The sequence below is a fragment of the Sphingomonas phyllosphaerae FA2 genome (genome assembly GCF_000427645.1).
Classification (GTDB): Bacteria; Pseudomonadota; Alphaproteobacteria; order Sphingomonadales; family Sphingomonadaceae; genus Sphingomonas; species Sphingomonas phyllosphaerae.
Genome location: NZ_KE386571.1, coordinates 710,644 through 727,410, shown reverse-complemented (window position 1 = coordinate 727,410; position 16,767 = coordinate 710,644). Strand labels below are relative to the sequence as shown.

The window sequence follows — 16,767 nt, the reverse complement described above, 5'->3', positions numbered from 1 at the left end:
CCATTCAAATCCAGCAATGTTACGAAACAAAGTCATTGACTGCCCCGGCAATGGTTGCCATGGCAACGGTCATGAGCTTCTACGATCCCGAGACCTACACGCCGGATCGATCGGTCGGGTACCTCATTAAGACGTGTAACCAGACGATGACCGCGCTGCTCGACCGCATGCTGGCGGACGAGGAGCTGAACACCTCGCAATGGTCGGCGATGATGACGATCCACCATTGCCCGGCGCCTACCTGTGCCACGCTCGCGCGCGGAATGGCGCACGATAAAGGCGCGATGACCCGGCTGATCGACACGCTGGAGGAGAAGGGGCTGGTCGAGCGGACGCGCTCGGCCGACGATCGCCGCGTGGTGCATCTGTCGCTGACCCCTGCCGGACGCGAAGCCACCTTTCGCTGCCGCGACATCGTGATCGAACATTGGAACCGCTGTTTCAACGGCTGGACCGACGCCGAGGTCGAAACGCTGATCGCGCTGATGCAGAAGCTGCGCCGCACGCTGGAGGACAATGTGCCATGCCCCTGATCCCGTCCGCCCATCGCGCCGCCCCGCCGCGCGCGTTGTGCAGCCTTGCGCGCGCCCGCGCCGGGCTCGCCGCGGCGGTGGCGCTGCTGTTCGCCGGTTGCGCCGCCCCCGCCTCGCACACCGCCGTCGAAATGAAGACGCCGGCCGCGCTGGCGCTCGCCGGACCGTCGGTGCAGCTCGCCCCCAATTGGTGGCACGCGATCGGCGATCCGCAGCTCGACCGACTGGTCGCCGACGCGCTCGCCGGCAATCCGTCGCTAGACATCGCTGCGGCGCGGGTCCGTCAGGCGCAGGGCGCGCTGGAGCGACAGGATGCCGAGCGCCGCCCGTCGGTCGATGCCGATGCGCAGGTGCAGGGCACGCGACTGTCAGGCAATTACACGATCCCGCCGCCCTATGCCGGCACCGTCCGAGCGCTCGGCACCGCACAGGCCGGGCTGTCGTGGAACCTCGACCTGTTCGGGCGACAGAAGGCCGCGATCGAGGCCGCCGCGGCGCAGACGCGCGCCGCCGGCTATGATGTCGCCGCCGCGCGGCTGATGCTCGCCGGGGCGGTAGTGCAGAATTACGTCGAGGTCGCGCGCGCCGAACGCCGCGCCGCGATCGCCGCGCGCACGATCAAGGCGCGCGAGGGCTCGCTGTCGCTGGTGCAGGTGCGTGAGCGCAACCAGCTCGCCAGCCGCATCGACGTCACCGCCGCCGGCACGCTGCTCGCCCAGGCACGGCTCGCGCTGGTGCAGGCGCAGGCGGCGCGCGTGCTCGCCACCAACGCGCTGGCGGCGCTCGCCGGGCGCGGCAGCGACTATGCCGCGACGATCGGCGTGACGCATCTCGCCACCGACACCGCGCTGCCGGTGCCGGCCGCGATCCCCGCCGACCTGCTCGCGCGCCGTGCCGACATCGCCGCGGCGCAGGCGCGGATCGCCGCCGCCGGGGCCGAGCGACAGGTCGCGCGGCGGGCTTTCTATCCCAACATCAACCTGTCGGCGCTGGTCGGGCTGCAGGCGATCGGTTTCGGCAATTTCGTCGATCTCGAATCCGGCACTGCAGGTGGTGGCGCGGCCTTCCACCTGCCGTTGTTCGACAGTGGACGCCGCCGTGCCGATCTGGCCGGCGCCACCGCGGCGCTCGACGTCGCAACCGCGCAGTATAATGACGCGGTCGTCACCGCCGCACGACAGGTCGCCGACGCGATCGCACAGGTCCGCGCCACCGACACCGCGCGGGTTAGCCAGCGTCAGGTGACCGCCGGCTTCGCGGAGACCAACCGCCTCAACACGATCCGCGTCGCCAGCGGGCTCAACAGCCGGCTCGATCTGGTCGACAACGACGTCCGCCTGCTCGATGCCGAGCTGGCCGATGCCAGCCTCTCCATCGACGCGCTCGCCGCGCGCGCGCAACTCGCCACCGCGCTCGGCGGCGGCTTCGACCCCGTTCAGGACGCTGCCCGATGACCGACACCGCCACTCCCGCTCCCGCCCCGGCTCCCACCGGCAAGCCAGCCGCGCGTCGCCGTGCGCTCACCATCCTCGCGGTGCTGGTCGCGATCGCCGCGATCGTCTGGGCGGTCATGCACTTCTTCTTCAGCCCGCCCGAACAGGAAACCGACGACGCCTATGTCGCGGGCGACGTGGTCGCGATCACTGCGCGCGATCCGGGCACCGTCACCGCGCTCCGCGCCGACAACACGCAGGCGGTGACGGCCGGGCAGCCGCTGATCGACCTCGATCCGACCACCGCCGACGTCAACGTCGCCGCCGCCGCCGCCGAGCTGGCGCGCGCGGTCCGCAGCACGCGCGCCGACTTCACGCGCGTCGGGCAAAGCGATGCCGGGATCGTCCAGGCGCAGGCCGAACTGTCGCGCACCCAGGCCGATTACGCACGCCGTCGTTCCGCCGCCGCGCAGGGCGCGGTGTCGGGCGAGGAACTGTCGCACGCCGCCGATGCGGTGAAGGTCGCGCAGGCCAACCTCCGCCTCGCACGCGAACAACGGCAGCAGGCGCAGGCGACCGTGCAGGGTACCGACGTGAACACCAACCCCGCGGTGCTGAGCGCCATCGCCGCCTATCGCCGCGCCGCGATCACGCGCAGCCACATGCACATGACCGCGCCGATCGCGGGCGTGGTGGCGCAGCGCACGGTGCAGGTCGGTCAGCAGGTCAACGCCGGCACGCCGCTGATGGCGATCGTCCCGCTCGACCGCGTGTGGGTGGACGCCAACTTCCGCGAGACGCAACTCAAGGATGTCCGCATCGGGCAGCCGGTCGAGCTGACCTCCGACATGTACGGCGGCGACGTCAAGTTCCACGGCCGCGTCGTCGGCCTGTCGGCGGGCAGCGGCAACGCCTTCGCGCTGCTCCCGCCGCAGAACGCCAGCGGCAACTGGATCAAGATCGTCCAGCGCCTCCCCGTCCGCATCGCGCTCGACCCGCGCGAACTCCGCACGCATCCGCTGCGTGTCGGCCTGTCGGTCAAGGCGACGATCGACACCGCCAACCTCGGCGGCCCGCAACTCGCGCAGGCCGCGACGACGCCCTATCAGGGCGACACGACCACCGGCAGCGACCCGCAGGTCGAAGCCGCGATCCGCCGCATCGTGGCGGCGAACCGGTAATGAGCCCTCTTCGTCATTCCCCCGGCCCTCCTCGTCATTCCCGCGAAGGCGGGAATCCAGACGCGCGGAGGGCTCAGCTGGAAGCGCGACGTCAGCGGGTCTGGATTCCCGCCTCCGCGGGAATGACGGTGACGAATGGCCGCAGCGTGGGAACATTATAAATGGCCAGCTCATCACGACCCGGCCCGCCGCCGCTTACCGCCGCTTCCCTCCGTCATCCCCGCGAAGGCGGGGATCCAGACCCGCGGAGCCCTCGGCAAGAGGCGCAGCGTCAGAGGTTCTGGATTCCCGCCTCCGCGGGAATGACGGTGGTGAGTGACGCAAGCGGTGGGAGCATCATGAATGGCTAGCGCACCCCCCGCCGGCCCGCCGCCACTCACCGGCGCGCGGCTCGGCGTCACCGCGCTGGCGCTCGCGCTCGGCACCTTCATGATGGTGCTCGATTCGACGATCGCCAACGTCTCCCTTCCCACGATCGCCGGCAATCTAGGCGTCTCCAGCGACAATTCGACCTGGGTGGTCACCGCCTTCGCGGTCGCAAACGGGGTCGCGGTGCCGCTCACCGGGTGGCTGATGCGCCGCTTCGGCGTGGTGCGCGTCTTCTGCACCTCGGTGGCGCTGTTCACGCTCGCCTCGTTCCTGTGCGGGATCGCGTGGGACCTGCCGTCGCTGATTCTGTTCCGCGTCATGCAGGGCGCGGTGTCGGGGCCGATGATGCCGGGCAGCCAGGCGCTGCTGATCGCGATCTTCCCGTCCGACAAACGCTCGACCGCGCTCGGCATCTGGTCGATGACCACCTTGGTCGCGCCGATCATGGGCCCGATCCTCGGCGGCTATATCTCCGACAATTATCACTGGTCGTGGATCTTCCTGATCAACGTCCCCTTCGGCATCATCACCGCCTTCATCTGCTGGACGCGGCTGGGCGACCGCGAGACGCCGACCGCGCAATTGCCGATCGACACCGTCGGGCTCGGCTTGCTGGTGCTGTGGGTCGGGTCGTTGCAGGTGATGCTCGATCTCGGCAAGAATGCCGACTGGTTCAACGATCCGCTGATCGTCGTGCTGTCGATCGTCGCGATCATCGGCTTCGTCGCCTGGGTGATCTGGGAACTGACCGACGCCAACCCGACCGTCGACCTGACCTTGTTCACGCGCCGCAACTTCTGGATCGGCAACCTCGCCTTCGCGCTCGGCTATGCGGTGTTCTTCGCCAACATCCTGATCTTGCCGCTGTGGCTGCAGACCCAGATGGGCTATACCGCGACCTGGGCCGGGCTGGTCGCCGCACCCAGCGGGCTGGTGGCGGTGATCCTGACCCCGCTCATCGCGCGGCTGTCGGGCAAGGTCGACGCGCGCATCCTTGCCACCATTGCCTTCGCCGGCTTCGCGATCAGTTACTGGATGCGCTCGGGCTTCACGACGCAGGCGACGTTCTTCGACCTGATGTTGCCGCTCTTGGTGCAGGGCGTGTCGATGGCGACCTTCTTCCTCGCGATGCTGACGATCCTGCTCGACGGCATCCCGCCCGAGAAGATCCCGTCGGCGACCGGCATCTCCAACTTCGGCCGGATCGTCGCCGGCGGGTTCGCCGCCTCGCTGATCTCGACCGCATGGGACCGCCGCGAGGCGCTCCACCAGTCGCGGCTGGCGGAGGCGATCGGCAACGGCATGGGCTGGCAGATGGCAGCGGAGAATTTGCAGAAGCTCGGCATGACCACGCAACAGGCCGCCGCCGCGGTGACGCGCCAGATGGTCGGGCAGGCGTATCTGCTGTCCTCGACCGATCTGTTCCGCCTATCGGCATGGCTGGCCGCGGTGCTGATCGTCCCAATCTGGCTCTGCCGTCGCCCCAAACCGCAGCACGGGCCGGTCGCGGCGGATTAACCCGTCGTCGCCTCCGCCTTGAGCCGGGGCCCCGCTTCTTCTTAGAAGAAGGAATAGCGGATCTGGGATCAGGTCCGGGATGACGGGAGGGGGGCTTCCGTATCCCCCGTAACAACCCTACCCTCCCCGCATGACCGATTTCGCCGCCACCCGCGCGCTGTTCCATTTGCCGGAAGGCGTGATCTACCTCGACGGCAACTCGCTCGGCCCGCTGCCGCTCGCCGCCGAGGCGCGCGCCGCTCACGTACTGCGCGCCGAGTGGGGCGACCGCCTAATCCGCGCATGGAACGACGCCGATTGGACCACCCTCCCCGCGCGCGTCGGCGACCGGATCGCGCGACTGATCGGCGCGCCGCCCGGCACCGTCACCACCGGCGACACGCTGTCGATCAAGGTCTTTCAGGCGCTCGCCGCAGCGCTGGCACTCCGCCCGGAGCGGCGTGTGGTCCTGTCCGACACCGGCAATTTCCCGACCGACCTCTATATCGCCGATGCACTGACGCAGGCGCTGAACCGCGGACTGGAGGTAAAGGTCGTGGCCCCCGAGCAGGTCGCCGAGGCGATCGACGACAGCGTCGCGGTCGTGATGCTCACGCAGGTCGATTACCGCACCGGCCGCCTCCACGACATGCCCGCGCTCACCACCCGCGCGCACGCGGCGGGCGCGCTGACCGTCTGGGACCTCGCGCATTCCGCGGGCGCACTACCGATCGACCTCACCGCAGCGCGTGCCGATTTTGCGGTCGGCTGCACCTACAAATATCTCAACGGCGGTCCCGGCGCGCCGGCCTTCATCCACGTCGCGCCCGAACATGCCGATGTCGCGCAGCCGATCCTCGCCGGCTGGTTCGGGCATGACGCGCCGTTCGCGTTCGAGCGCGGCTACCGCCCCGCCCCCGGGGTCGCGCGGATGCGCGTCGGCACCCCGCCGATCGTCGCGCTGTCGATCCTCGACGCCGCGCTCGACGCCTGGGACGACGTAGACATGGCCGACCTGCGCGCCGCCTCGATCCGCCTGTCGGAACGCTTCATCCGCGAGGTCGAGGCGCACTGCCCGCAGGTCACGCTCGCCTCCCCCCGCGACCCGCACGCGCGCGGCAGCCAGGTCAGCTTCACGCACCCGCACGCCTATGCGGTGATGCAGGCGCTGATCGCGCGCGGCGTGATCGGCGACGTCCGCGCGCCGGACGTCCTCCGCTTCGGCTTCACGCCATTGTACCTGACCGAGGACGAGGTCGCACAGGCGGCCGCCATCCTCGCCGACATCCTCACCACCGGCGCATGGGACCAGCCGCACTTCCACCAGCGCGCGAACGTGACATGACCGACACCCACCACGACGCCGAACTCAACTTCGCCGACCGCATGGGCTATGGCGATTATCTCGCGCTTGACCGCGTGCTCGATGCGCAGCATCCGCTGAGCGACGCGCACGACGAACTGCTGTTCATCATCCAGCACCAGACCAGCGAATTGTGGATGAAGCTGGCAGTCCACGAACTCGAAAGCGCGCGCGACGCGATCCTGTCCGGCGCGCTGCCACAGGCGTTCAAGCTGCTGGCGCGCGTGTCGCGCATCCTCGAACAGCTCAACGGCGCGTGGGACGTGCTGCGCACGATGACGCCCAGCGATTACACCACCTTCCGCGATGCGCTCGGCCAGTCGTCCGGCTTCCAATCGTGGCAGTATCGCGCGATCGAATATCTGTGCGGCAACCGCACCGCCGCGACGCTCGGCCCGCATCGCCACCGCCCGGCGACGCTCGCGCGACTGGAGGCGATCCTCGCCGCGCCGAGCATCTACGACGCCGCGCTGACCCGCCTCCACGCCGCCGGACTGCTCGCCGACCCCGCGCGCGACTGGCGCACGCCGCACGCCGCCAGCGAGGCGATCACCGCCGCCTGGGCGACCGTCTACCGCGATCCGCAAGCGCACTGGCCGCTCTACGAACTCGCCGAGAAACTGGTCGATCTCGAGGATTATTTCCGCCGCTGGCGCTTCAACCACGTCACCACCGTCGAGCGCGTGATCGGGCTCAAGCGCGGCACCGGCGGCACCGCCGGCGTGTCCTACCTGCGCCGGATGCTGGAGGTCGAGCTGTTCCCCGAGCTATGGGCGGTCCGCACGCACTTGTAGGCGATCTACATTCGCCGGCACCCGCCCTTTTCGTCATCCCGGACTTGATCCGGGATCCCGCTTTTACCACGATCGCCAAGAAGAAGCGGGGCCCCGGATCAAGTACGGGGCGACGAACGGGTGAGGCGGTCGATCGAAATCGCGCCGATCAGGCATAAACACCCGAACGACGATCGTTGCCAGCAACCCGCTACCCTCCGGTCGTCGCCGCTGTTACGATCTCACCCGAGAAGGGGATTGATCCAATGAAAACCTTGCTGCTCGCCTCCGCGGCGTTGCTGTTCACCGTGCCCGCCGCCGCGCAGACCGCCGACGTCCCGCTCGGCCGCCTGACCGACGCCGCGCGCCCGACCGCCTACCGCCTCGCGCTCACGATCGACCCGACGCAGCCGCGCTTCACCGGCCATACCGAGATCGACACACAAATCGCCCGCGCCACCCGCGCGCTGTACCTGCACGGCAACGACCTCAACGTCACCCACGTCACCGCCACCGCCGGCCGCCGCACGCTGACCGCGCGCTATACGCAGGTCGATGCCTCGGGCGTCGCGCGGCTCGACTTCGACGGCGAACTGCCCGTCGGCCGCATCACGCTCACCTTCGACTATGACGCGCCGTTCATGACCGGCAGCGAAGGACTGTACCGCGCCAAGGTCGGCGACGAATGGTACGCCTGGACGCAGTTCGAGCCGATCGACGCGCGCCGCATGTTCCCGTCTTTCGACGAGCCGGGCTTCAAAACCCCCTTCACGCTGACCATCACCGCGCCGACCACGCAAAAGGTCTTCGCCAACACCCCCGAGATCGCGCACGGCACTGCCGGAGGCGGGCTGACCGTCCACAAATTCGCCACGTCGAAGCCGCTGCCCACCTATCTGGTTGCCGTCGCGGTCGGCGCGTTCGACGTCGTCCCCGGCAACGCCCCCGCCAATGCGGTGCGCAAGACCGCGCTCCCCTATAGCGCGATCGCCACCAAGGGGCAGGCCGCACGCCTGCAACTCGCCGCCAGCGAAGGGCCGAAGATCCTCGCGCTCCACGAAGACTATTTCGGCATTCCTTATCCGTTCGAGAAGCTCGACCAGATCGCCTCGCCGGTGATGAGCGGCGCAATGGAGAATGCCGGGCTCGTCACCTACAACGATACGCTGCTGCTGCTCTCGCCCGACGCCCCCGCGCGCCAGCGCAGCGACTTCGGCATGGTCGTCGCGCACGAACTGGCGCACCAATGGTTCGGCGATCTCGTCACTCCGACATGGTGGACCGACATCTGGCTCAACGAGAGCTTCGCCGAATGGGCCGGCAACCGCGTCGGCGAGCTGTGGCAGCCCGGCCTCGGCACCGAAGTCGGCCAACTCGCCGAGGCGCTCGCGGCGATGGACACCGACAGCCAGTCGGTCGGCCGCCCGATCCGGCAGGAGATCACGCGCAGCGACGAGGTGTCCAGCGCCTTTGACTCGATCACCTATCAGAAGGGCGGGCAGGTGCTGACGATGGTCGAACGCTATCTCGGCCCCGACCGCTTCCGCCGCGGCGTGCAATATCACCTCAACCGCTTCCGCTACGGCAATGCCGACGCCAACGACTTCTTCGCCTCGATGGCCAAGGGCTCGGGCGATGCCGGCGTCGTGCCGGTGTTCCGCAGCTTCGTCGAACAGACCGGCGTCCCCGTCATCAGCATCCGTCAGGACGGCGCCGGCTGGCGCATCGCGCAGGCGCGCTACCGTCCGATCGGCGTCGCCGCCGTCGCGCCGCAGACATGGAACGTGCCGGTCTGCGCGCGGCAGGGCGAGGTGCGCAGCTGCACGTTGCTGACCGGCGCAACCGGCACGCTCGCGCTCAAGGGCAACGGCCTCGCGGTTCCCAACGCCGATGGCGCGGGCTATTGGCGCTACAGCCTCGACGATGCCGGATGGCAGACGCTGATGGCCGGCGCCGCCGCGCTGCCGGCGCGCGAGGCGATGGCGGCGGCCGATAGCCTGTGGTCGGATTTCACCGCCGGCAACGCCAGCTTCGCGCGCGTCGTGTCGAGCGCGCGGATACTCGCCGACCATCGCGAGCGCTCGGCAACCTTGCTGCTGCCCTCGGCGATCGATGGCGTCGAACGCTTCGGGCTCACCCCCGCCGCCGATGCCGGGCTGCGTCGCCTCGCTGGCGAATTGTCGCTGCCCCGGCTGCGCAGCCTCGGCGCACTCAAGCTCACCACCGGCGGGTACACTGGCGAAGAAACCGGCCAGAGCCAGTTGCGCCAGTCGCTCGTCTCCTACGCCGCCTTCGTCGCGAAGGACGCCGAGGTTCGCCGCCAGCTGACCGCCGCCGCACAGGCATCGCTGGCCGGCAACGCCCAGGCGCTCGACCCCAGCTACCGCGCGGTCGCGTTCGTCGCGGCGGTGCAGGACCTCGGCGTGCCGTTCATGGACCAGCTCCGCGCCGCGCTGCTCGCCAGCAACGATCCACTGTTCCGCCAGCAGGCGGTGCGCGCATTGGGCGCGGCGGACGCCCCCGCCGCGGTGACGCGCGCGCTGTCGCTGACCGAGGATCAGGCGCTGCAATCGAGCGAGCGCGTCGCGATCCTGCGTACCCTGCCCATCCGCCCGGCCGGGCGCGACGCGGTGTTCGCGCGGCTACAGCAGAATTTCGACGCGGTCGCAGGCAGCATCCCCGCCTTCAGCCGCCCACGCCTGCCGCTGTCGTTCGCGGGCTATTGCAGCGCCGACAAGGCCGCGGCGGTCGAGGCGCTGTTCCGGCCGAAGCTGGCGGTGCTCGGCGGCGGCGCACTCGAACTCGGCCAGACGCTCGACGCGATCAACCAGTGCGTCGCGCTGAAAGCCGCCAAGGGCGCGGAAATCGAAGCGGAGCTGACCAAGGCGGGCTGAGCCCCCGTCCGTCATAACCTCCTTCGTCGCCCCGTCGCCCCTCCTTCGTCGCCCCGGACATGATCCGGGGCCCGGCTTCTTCTCCGACGCAACAGAAGAAGCGGGATCCCGGATCAAGGCTCTCCTGAGCTTCGCCGAAGGGTCTGGGATAACGGCAAATCAATCGTCATTGCGAGCGTAGCGAAGCAATCCAAGGCGCCCTGATCCGGCCCTGGATTGCTTCGCTACGCTCGCAATGACGAACCATCGACCAGCCAAAGAAAAAGGGGCCGGCCACCGCAGCGACCGCCCCCTTCTCACCGCAAAAACCGCAACCTCACCCCTGCATATCCTCCAGCTCGCGCCCGCGCGTCTCGTGCACCATCTTGCGCACGAAGAAGAACGAGATCGCCGCAAACACCGCATAGCCGGTATACGTCACCGCCAGCCCCGGCGACACCGCCAGCGCCGGGAAACTCACCGAGATCGCCGCATTGGCGATCCACTGCGCGAACCCGGCCACCGCCAGCCCCGAACCGCGGATCTGGTTCGGGAACATCTCGCCCAGCATCACCCACATCACCGGGCCCCAGCTGGCGTTGAAGAAGATCACGTACAGGTTCGCCGCGATCAGCGCGATCACGCCGTTGTTGCCCGGCAGGCTCACCGCACCTGCCGCGTCGGTGACGGCGGTCGAGAACGCCCAGGCGACCACCGCCAGCGTCACCGCCATGCCCGCCGAGCCGATCAGCAGCAGCGGCTTGCGCCCGATCCGGTCGACGGTGAAGATCGTGAACACGCACGCCGCGATCGACAGCACACCCGACAGGATGTTGGTCTGCAACGCATAATCCTCGGAGAAGCCGACCGCCTCCCACAAGGTCGCGCCATAATAGAAGACGACGTTGATCCCGACGAGCTGCTGGAACACCGCCAGCCCGATCCCCGCCCAGACGATCGGGCGAATCCGGCCAGTGGTACGGTCCTTCAGGTCCGACAGCTTGGGGCGGTGCTGATCGGCAGCGAGGCTGCCGCGGATCTCGCCCACCTTGCGATCGGCTTCGGCGGTGCCGAACAGCCGCGTCAGGACCTTGTGCGCCTCGTCATCGCGCCCGCGCGCGACCAGATAGCGCGGGCTTTCCGGGATCACGAGCAGCGCGAGCAGATACACCAACGCCGGGATCGCCTGCAGCCAGAACATCCACCGCCATGCGGTAAAGCCGAACCAGAAGCTCGCGGTCGACCCGCCAGCATAGCGCGCCAGCGCGAAATTCGCGACGAACGCGCCGGTCAGCCCGGTGATGATCATCACCTGCTGCAAGCTCGACAGCCGCCCGCGGATCGCCGCCGGCGTCACTTCGGAAATGTAGACCGGCGAGATGACGCTCGCCGCGCCGACACCCAGCCCACCGACGATGCGCGCGAGGATGAAGATGACCGACGACGAGGCCGCACCTGCAACCAGCGCGCTGACGAGGAACAGGAACGCCGATCCCATCATCACGCCGCGCCGCCCGATCCGGTCGGCGAGCCGCCCGGCGCCGAACGCACCGATCGACGAGCCGATCAGGATCGCGCCGACATTGACGCCGATCCCCAGCTTGCCGAGGTCGAAGGCGCTCTCAAGCCCCTTCTGCGTCCCGTTGATGACGCCCGAGTCATAGCCGAACATGAAGCCGCCGATCGTCGCCACCGCGACGATCGCGGCGATGAAGCCCATGTTCACCTGCCCCATTGCGGCCTCGCGATCCGCCGGTCCGCCCGGCTCCATCATCACCATCGCCATCCCAGTCCCGCTCCCATCCGTGTTTTGTTTCTTGTCAGTGCCGCCGGTCGGTTCAGCGCCAGCCCGCATCGACGAAATATTCGTGCCCCGTGCACATCCGCGCGTCGTCGGAGGCGAGGAACAGCGCCAGCGCCGCGACGTCGGCGGGCTGGATACGCCCGTCGAGGCATTGCGCCGCGACGATCTCCGCCTCGCCTTCGGGGGTGTACCATTTCTCCTGCCGCGGGGTCTGGACGTTGCCGGGCACGATCGTGGTGACGCGGATATTGTCGCGCCCCAAATCGCGCGCCATGCTGCGCGTCATTCCCTCGATCGCCGCCTTGGCGGTCTGATACAGCACCAGCTCGGGCAGCCCGAGATGCCAGCTGATCGACCCGAAATTGACGATCGCGCCGCCGCCCGCCGCCTTCAGATGCGGCACCGCCGCCTGCGCGGCGAAGAACAGGTGGCGCAGGTTCACCGCCATCCGGTCGTCCCAGTATGCCGGCGTGACCTCGGCGATCGTATGCCGGTCGTCGTTGGCGGCATTGTTGACGAGCACGTCGAGCCCGCCGAGCTTTTCGACCAACGCGCCGATCGTCCCCGGCAGCGCCGCGACATCGGTCAGGTCGCAACGCATGAAACGCGTCTGCGCCCCGAGCCGCGCTGCAAGCGCCTGCCCCGCTTCCTCCGCCACATCGACGAACGCGACATGCGACCCCTGCGCGGCGAACGCCTCGACCAGCCCCGCGCCAATCCCCGTCGCGCCACCGGTGATGAGAACCCGCTTGCCCGCCAGCGACGGATAGTTCGCGCGACCGCTCACTTGGCGCTCTCCAGCAACCCGCGCTGCGCGAGGTTGCGGAACAGTGCACCGATTCCGTCGGTCCACGGCGCGGCGTCCTTCGACGTCACGACGCGGTTGGTGAGCCGGCCCAGCTTCGCGCTTTCGATCGTGACGACGTCGCCGACCTTGTGGGTGAATCCACGGCCCGGTTCGTCGCGATCCTGCACCGGCGCGAACAACGTGCCCAGGAACAGCACGAAGCCGTCCGGATACTGGTGTTCCGACAACGTCTGGCGCACCAGGTCGAGCGGATCGCGGCTAATTTCGGCCATGTTGCTGACCCCGTCGAGGTCGTAGCCGTCCTCGCCGTGAATGTTCAGTCGCACCTCGGCGTGCCGGACGTCATCGATCGTGAACCCGTCGTCGAACAACCGCACCAGCGGCCCCAGCGAACAGGACGCGTTATTGTCCTTCGCCTTGCCGAGCAGCAGCGCCGAACGCCCCTCGAAATCGCGCAGATTCACGTCGTTACCCAACGTCGCGCCGATCGCGTCGCCACGGCTGTTCACCAGCAACGCGACCTCGGGCTCGGGGTTGTTCCAGTGCGAATCGGACCGGATCCCAATGTCAACCCCCGCGCCGACCGTCGCCAGAACGGGCGCCTTGGTGAAGACTTCGGCGTCAGGACCGATCGCAACCTCCAGATATTGCGACCAAAGTCCGTCCTCGATCAGCGCACGCTTCAGCTCGGCCGCCTCGGGCGTGCCGGGCACCACCGAGCGGATCGACCCGCCCATGCGCGCCTCCAGCCGCCCGCGGATCTCCGCCGCCGCCGACCAGTCACCGCGCGCGCGCTCCTCGATCACGCGCTCGATCGCCGACACCGCGAACGTAACGCCGCACGCCTTCACGCATTGCAGATCGACCGGGCTAAGTAGTTCGAGTTCAGCCGTATCGAGCGCGCCGAGCGACTTCCCGCCCGCCCCCGACAGATCGTCCGTCTCGACCAGCATCGACACCGTCGGCGCTATCGCCGACATATCAAAGGCTTCGCCGTCGATCACCAGCAGCGGGATCGGACCGGCCGGCGTGGTCGCACGCCCCAAAAATCGCCCCGAACGCCAATCCTGCGGCAAGCCCGACGCGATTGCGTCGTGAAGCTGCGCCATCATCCCCTCCACCTTCTTAGCCTGATAGCGCTAACAACACCGCATCGCGGCGCGAGTCAAGCGGCCGCCGCAACAGCACGGCGCGCGGAGGCTATGGGTAGCGCCACCCCCCACGGCGTCAACAGTCATGACATGCTGCCGCATCGTTCTGCCGCAGCAATTTTCAGATCGACGACGCTAGGATCGCGCAACCCATTGCGGCGCGATGGCGCGCGCGGACAAGGTGGCGGCGGGATCGGCGCAATGGACTGCCTCGCGTGAGGGGCGACCGATCAGGAAGCCCTGCACCTGCGGGATATCCCATTCACGCAGCCGTGCCAATTGCGCAGCCTCTTCCACCCCCTCGGCGACGATCGGGATACCCAGGCTCGCGCCCAACGCCGCGATGCTGCGCACGATCGAGCCGGACGGTGCATGATCCAGCATCGTCGCCACAAAACTGCGATCGACCTTCAGCTTGTCGAACCGGAAATCGCGCAGGTTGCCGAGCGAGGAATAGCCCGTACCGAAATCGTCCATGACGATCGCGGCACCGTGGTGCTGAAGCGTGCGCAGGACGGTCAGCACCGGCTGACGGCGTTTGTCGAGCAGCGTCGCGCTTTCGGTCACCTCGAACTCCAGCCGCGTCGGCGCCAGTCGGTGGCGTCGCGCCAGTGCGAGCAACTCGTGCGCAAGCGCCGGCTGGCGGAACTGGATCGCCGACAGGTTAAGCGCCAGCGTGATATGATTGGGCCAGCGGCTCGCCGCGGCCATCGCCTGATCGGCCATCCACAGCCCGATCGTGTCGATCCGCCCGCTCGCTTCGGCGAGCGGAATGAACTGATCCGGCTTGATCTCACCCAGCTCCGGATGCGCCCAGCGCAACAGCGCCTCCTGCCCAACCACCTGCAAAGTATCGGCATCGGCGATCGGCTGGAATGCGAGGTATAGCTCGCCGCGTTCGGCCGCGCCTTCCAGATCGCGCGACAGCCGCCAGCGCAGCCGCACCTCTTCCTTGAACTGATCGTCGAAGAAGCGCGCGGTGTGCCGCCCCTCCGCCTTGGCGCGATACATCGCCATATCGGCAAGGTTGTAAAGCTCCTCGCCCTCCTGCTCGACGCCCGACAGCGCGACGCCGATGCTCATCTGCACCGGCACCGCATCGCCCGCGGTCGCCTCGCAGGCGCGCAGAATGCGCTGGACCAGCAGTTCGGCATGAGCGGGCTGGTCGCTGCTAACCTGCACGATCGCGAATTCGTCCCCGCCGAGCCGCGCGACCATGTCACTCGCCCGGACGCAGGCGCTCAACAATTGTGCGGCGGCGCGCAACGCCTCGTCGCCGCCGGCATGGCCGAAGCGATCGTTGATCGACTTGAAGTCATCGAGATCGATCGCGAACACCGCCACCCGCTCGCCCGTGCGCGGCGCGCGCAGCAGCTCCTGCGCCAGCCTTTCCTCGAACAGCAGGCGGTTGGGCAGCCCGGTCAGCATGTCGTGATGCGCAAGGAAGTCGATATGCTGTTCGGCGCGGCGGCGTTCCTCCACCGCGCTGCGATAGGCGGCGATCCCGCGCGCCAGATCGCCCAGTTCGTCGCCGCGCCCCGCGCCGGGCAGGTCGACGGCGGCATCCTCGCCGCGACTCAGCCGGCGGACACCATCGGCGATCGCGACGATCGGACGGATCACGCGCCGGCGCAGCCAGGCCATGCAGAGCAGCACCACCACGAGCACCGCAATCGCCCCGATCAGCGCGCGATCGAGGTTCGAGGCCAGCCCGCTGGCGCTGCGCGTCAATTCGGTGTCGATCCGCTCGATCAACAGGCGCCGCACCGCCGAGCGCGACGTCTCCAGCGTGCGCAGCGCGGCAAGGAAGGCTGGCATCTGGCGTGGGATCGTCTCCGGGGCGTTGCGCGCACCCTGCAACAGACGCAGGCTAAGCGTCGCGAATTCGGCCTCCGCCGCCCGCCGCGCCGCCACCGGGCCCTGCAGGTCCACAGGCACGGACAGACGTGGCGTGAGATGCGCATTGCCGCGGTGGAACTTCAACAGCGCGATGCCGACCGATCGCCACTTCGGCTCTGGGATGGCGCGGCCCTGCTCGGCCATCCGCGTCACTTCGCCGACGCCCAGGCGCAACTGACGCTGCAAGCGATCCTGCCGCTCCTCCAGTTGCAGCAACGCGGTCAACTGTCCCAGCGTGACGTTCTCGGCGTAGATCGCGCGTCCCAACACCAGCCCGCCGCCGAGCAACGCCAACCCCAGCACCAAAACGGCGCCAAAGGCAGCAGCGACTCGAGTCGATAAGGATGTCGGCAGCACACAACCTCCGCGGTCGTCTGGCGTACCCGACGAAGTCTTACCGGTTTATGAGCGATATCAAAGGCGGTGCAAGTAACTTGCATCAGAGATTTGGCAGCCTGCCGCACCTAATGTACGTGACATTAACGGGATTGTAACATTAATGTCGCCTTCTTTACCCTGTCCGACTCGCGGAAAAGGCGTGTAAACAAGGACTTACGAAAGAATGTTCATGGGAGGCCAGATGATGATCGCCGACGAAGCCGCGCGGCAAGCTGCGGTGGACCGGCTCGATCTTCCGGCCAAGCGTTGGGATGAACGCTTGCAGCAGATCGCCGAGCGGGCCGCCGATCTCGCCGAAACGCCCATCGGGGCCATCTCCGTGGTCGATCGCAATCGTCAGTGGATGATCGCCAAGCGCGGTCCGGTCGACGACGAAGTGCCGCGTGCCCTGTCGTTCTGCGCGCTAGCGATCCACCGCCCCGGTGAGGCGATGATCGTGCCGGACGCCGCGCATGATCCGCGCTTCGCCTCCAACCCGTTCGTCTGCGGCTCGCCCGCGATCCGCTTCTACGTCGGCATTCCACTGGTCGATCGTGCCGGCTACCCGCTCGGCGCCTTGTGCGTGATCGACCACAAGCCGCGCGACCGGATGCCCGATCTCTACGAACTCGGCGCGCTGGCCCGTCAGGCAGAGCGGATCTTTACCCAGCCGAATTGATCCACCCACCGCGAAATTGGTCTTTT

At 68.3% G+C, this 16,767-nt stretch carries 12 protein-coding genes; 8 read left to right on the top strand and 4 right to left on the bottom strand.

All coding sequences use genetic code 11. The annotated features are described in order from the left end of the window. Positions 1-59: 59 nt before the first annotated feature. The 7 genes from SPHPH_RS0103875 to SPHPH_RS0103845 all read left to right on the top strand — a co-directional run bounded on the left by SPHPH_RS0103875 (position 60) and on the right by SPHPH_RS0103845 (position 10,043). Entirely contained in the window at positions 60-533 is a 474-nt protein-coding gene (locus SPHPH_RS0103875) for a MarR family winged helix-turn-helix transcriptional regulator (RefSeq protein WP_051272816.1), read from the top strand. After that, the gene (locus SPHPH_RS18870; RefSeq protein WP_081668491.1) at positions 524-1,987 is read left to right on the top strand and encodes an efflux transporter outer membrane subunit; all 1,464 of its coding nucleotides are present in this window, start codon (positions 524-526) and stop codon (positions 1,985-1,987) included. The genes SPHPH_RS0103875 and SPHPH_RS18870 overlap by 10 nt, the downstream gene beginning before the upstream one ends. Further along, complete coding sequence (locus SPHPH_RS0103865) at positions 1,984-3,147, top strand: HlyD/EmrA/EmrK family protein (protein ID WP_028965502.1); 1,164 nt, start codon at positions 1,984-1,986, stop codon at positions 3,145-3,147. The genes SPHPH_RS18870 and SPHPH_RS0103865 overlap by 4 nt, the downstream gene beginning before the upstream one ends. Positions 3,148-3,489: 342 nt before the next feature. After that, a complete protein-coding gene (locus SPHPH_RS0103860) occupies positions 3,490-5,034 on the top strand; it encodes a DHA2 family efflux MFS transporter permease subunit (protein ID WP_028965501.1) in 1,545 nt (514 codons plus the stop codon). 130 nt (positions 5,035-5,164) lie between these two features. Then, entirely contained in the window at positions 5,165-6,358 is a 1,194-nt protein-coding gene (kynU, locus tag SPHPH_RS0103855; RefSeq protein ID WP_028965500.1) for a kynureninase, read from the top strand. Then, positions 6,355-7,170: a tryptophan 2,3-dioxygenase gene (kynA, locus tag SPHPH_RS0103850; protein ID WP_028965499.1), complete on the top strand. Its 816-nt coding sequence runs from the start codon at positions 6,355-6,357 to the stop codon at positions 7,168-7,170. Before kynU ends, kynA begins: the two co-directional genes overlap by 4 nt. Positions 7,171-7,415: 245 nt before the next feature. Next, complete coding sequence (locus SPHPH_RS0103845) at positions 7,416-10,043, top strand: M1 family metallopeptidase (RefSeq protein WP_028965498.1); 2,628 nt, start codon at positions 7,416-7,418, stop codon at positions 10,041-10,043. A gap of 316 nt (positions 10,044-10,359) precedes the next feature. Here SPHPH_RS0103845 and SPHPH_RS0103840 read toward each other — a convergent pair whose 3' ends face one another. From SPHPH_RS0103840 to SPHPH_RS18865, 4 genes are all read right to left on the bottom strand, one after another. Further along, positions 10,360-11,802 (bottom strand): sugar porter family MFS transporter, encoded by a 1,443-nt coding sequence (locus tag SPHPH_RS0103840; RefSeq protein WP_420329298.1) that lies wholly within the window; start codon positions 11,800-11,802, stop codon positions 10,360-10,362. A gap of 58 nt (positions 11,803-11,860) precedes the next feature. Continuing rightward, entirely contained in the window at positions 11,861-12,613 is a 753-nt protein-coding gene (gene xylB, locus SPHPH_RS0103835) for a D-xylose 1-dehydrogenase (RefSeq protein WP_028965496.1), read from the bottom strand. Beyond that, complete coding sequence (locus SPHPH_RS0103830; protein WP_028965495.1) at positions 12,610-13,743, bottom strand: fumarylacetoacetate hydrolase family protein; 1,134 nt, start codon at positions 13,741-13,743, stop codon at positions 12,610-12,612. The genes xylB and SPHPH_RS0103830 overlap by 4 nt, the downstream gene beginning before the upstream one ends. 177 nt (positions 13,744-13,920) lie before the next feature. Further along, positions 13,921-15,987 (bottom strand): putative bifunctional diguanylate cyclase/phosphodiesterase, encoded by a 2,067-nt coding sequence (locus SPHPH_RS18865; protein WP_156025815.1) that lies wholly within the window; start codon positions 15,985-15,987, stop codon positions 13,921-13,923. Between the two features lie 277 nt (positions 15,988-16,264). Here SPHPH_RS18865 and SPHPH_RS0103820 point away from each other — a divergent pair, with 277 nt between their 5' ends. Continuing rightward, positions 16,265-16,741, top strand: coding sequence for a GAF domain-containing protein (locus SPHPH_RS0103820; protein WP_162143913.1), 477 nt, complete (start codon positions 16,265-16,267; stop codon positions 16,739-16,741). Positions 16,742-16,767 lie beyond the last annotated feature (26 nt).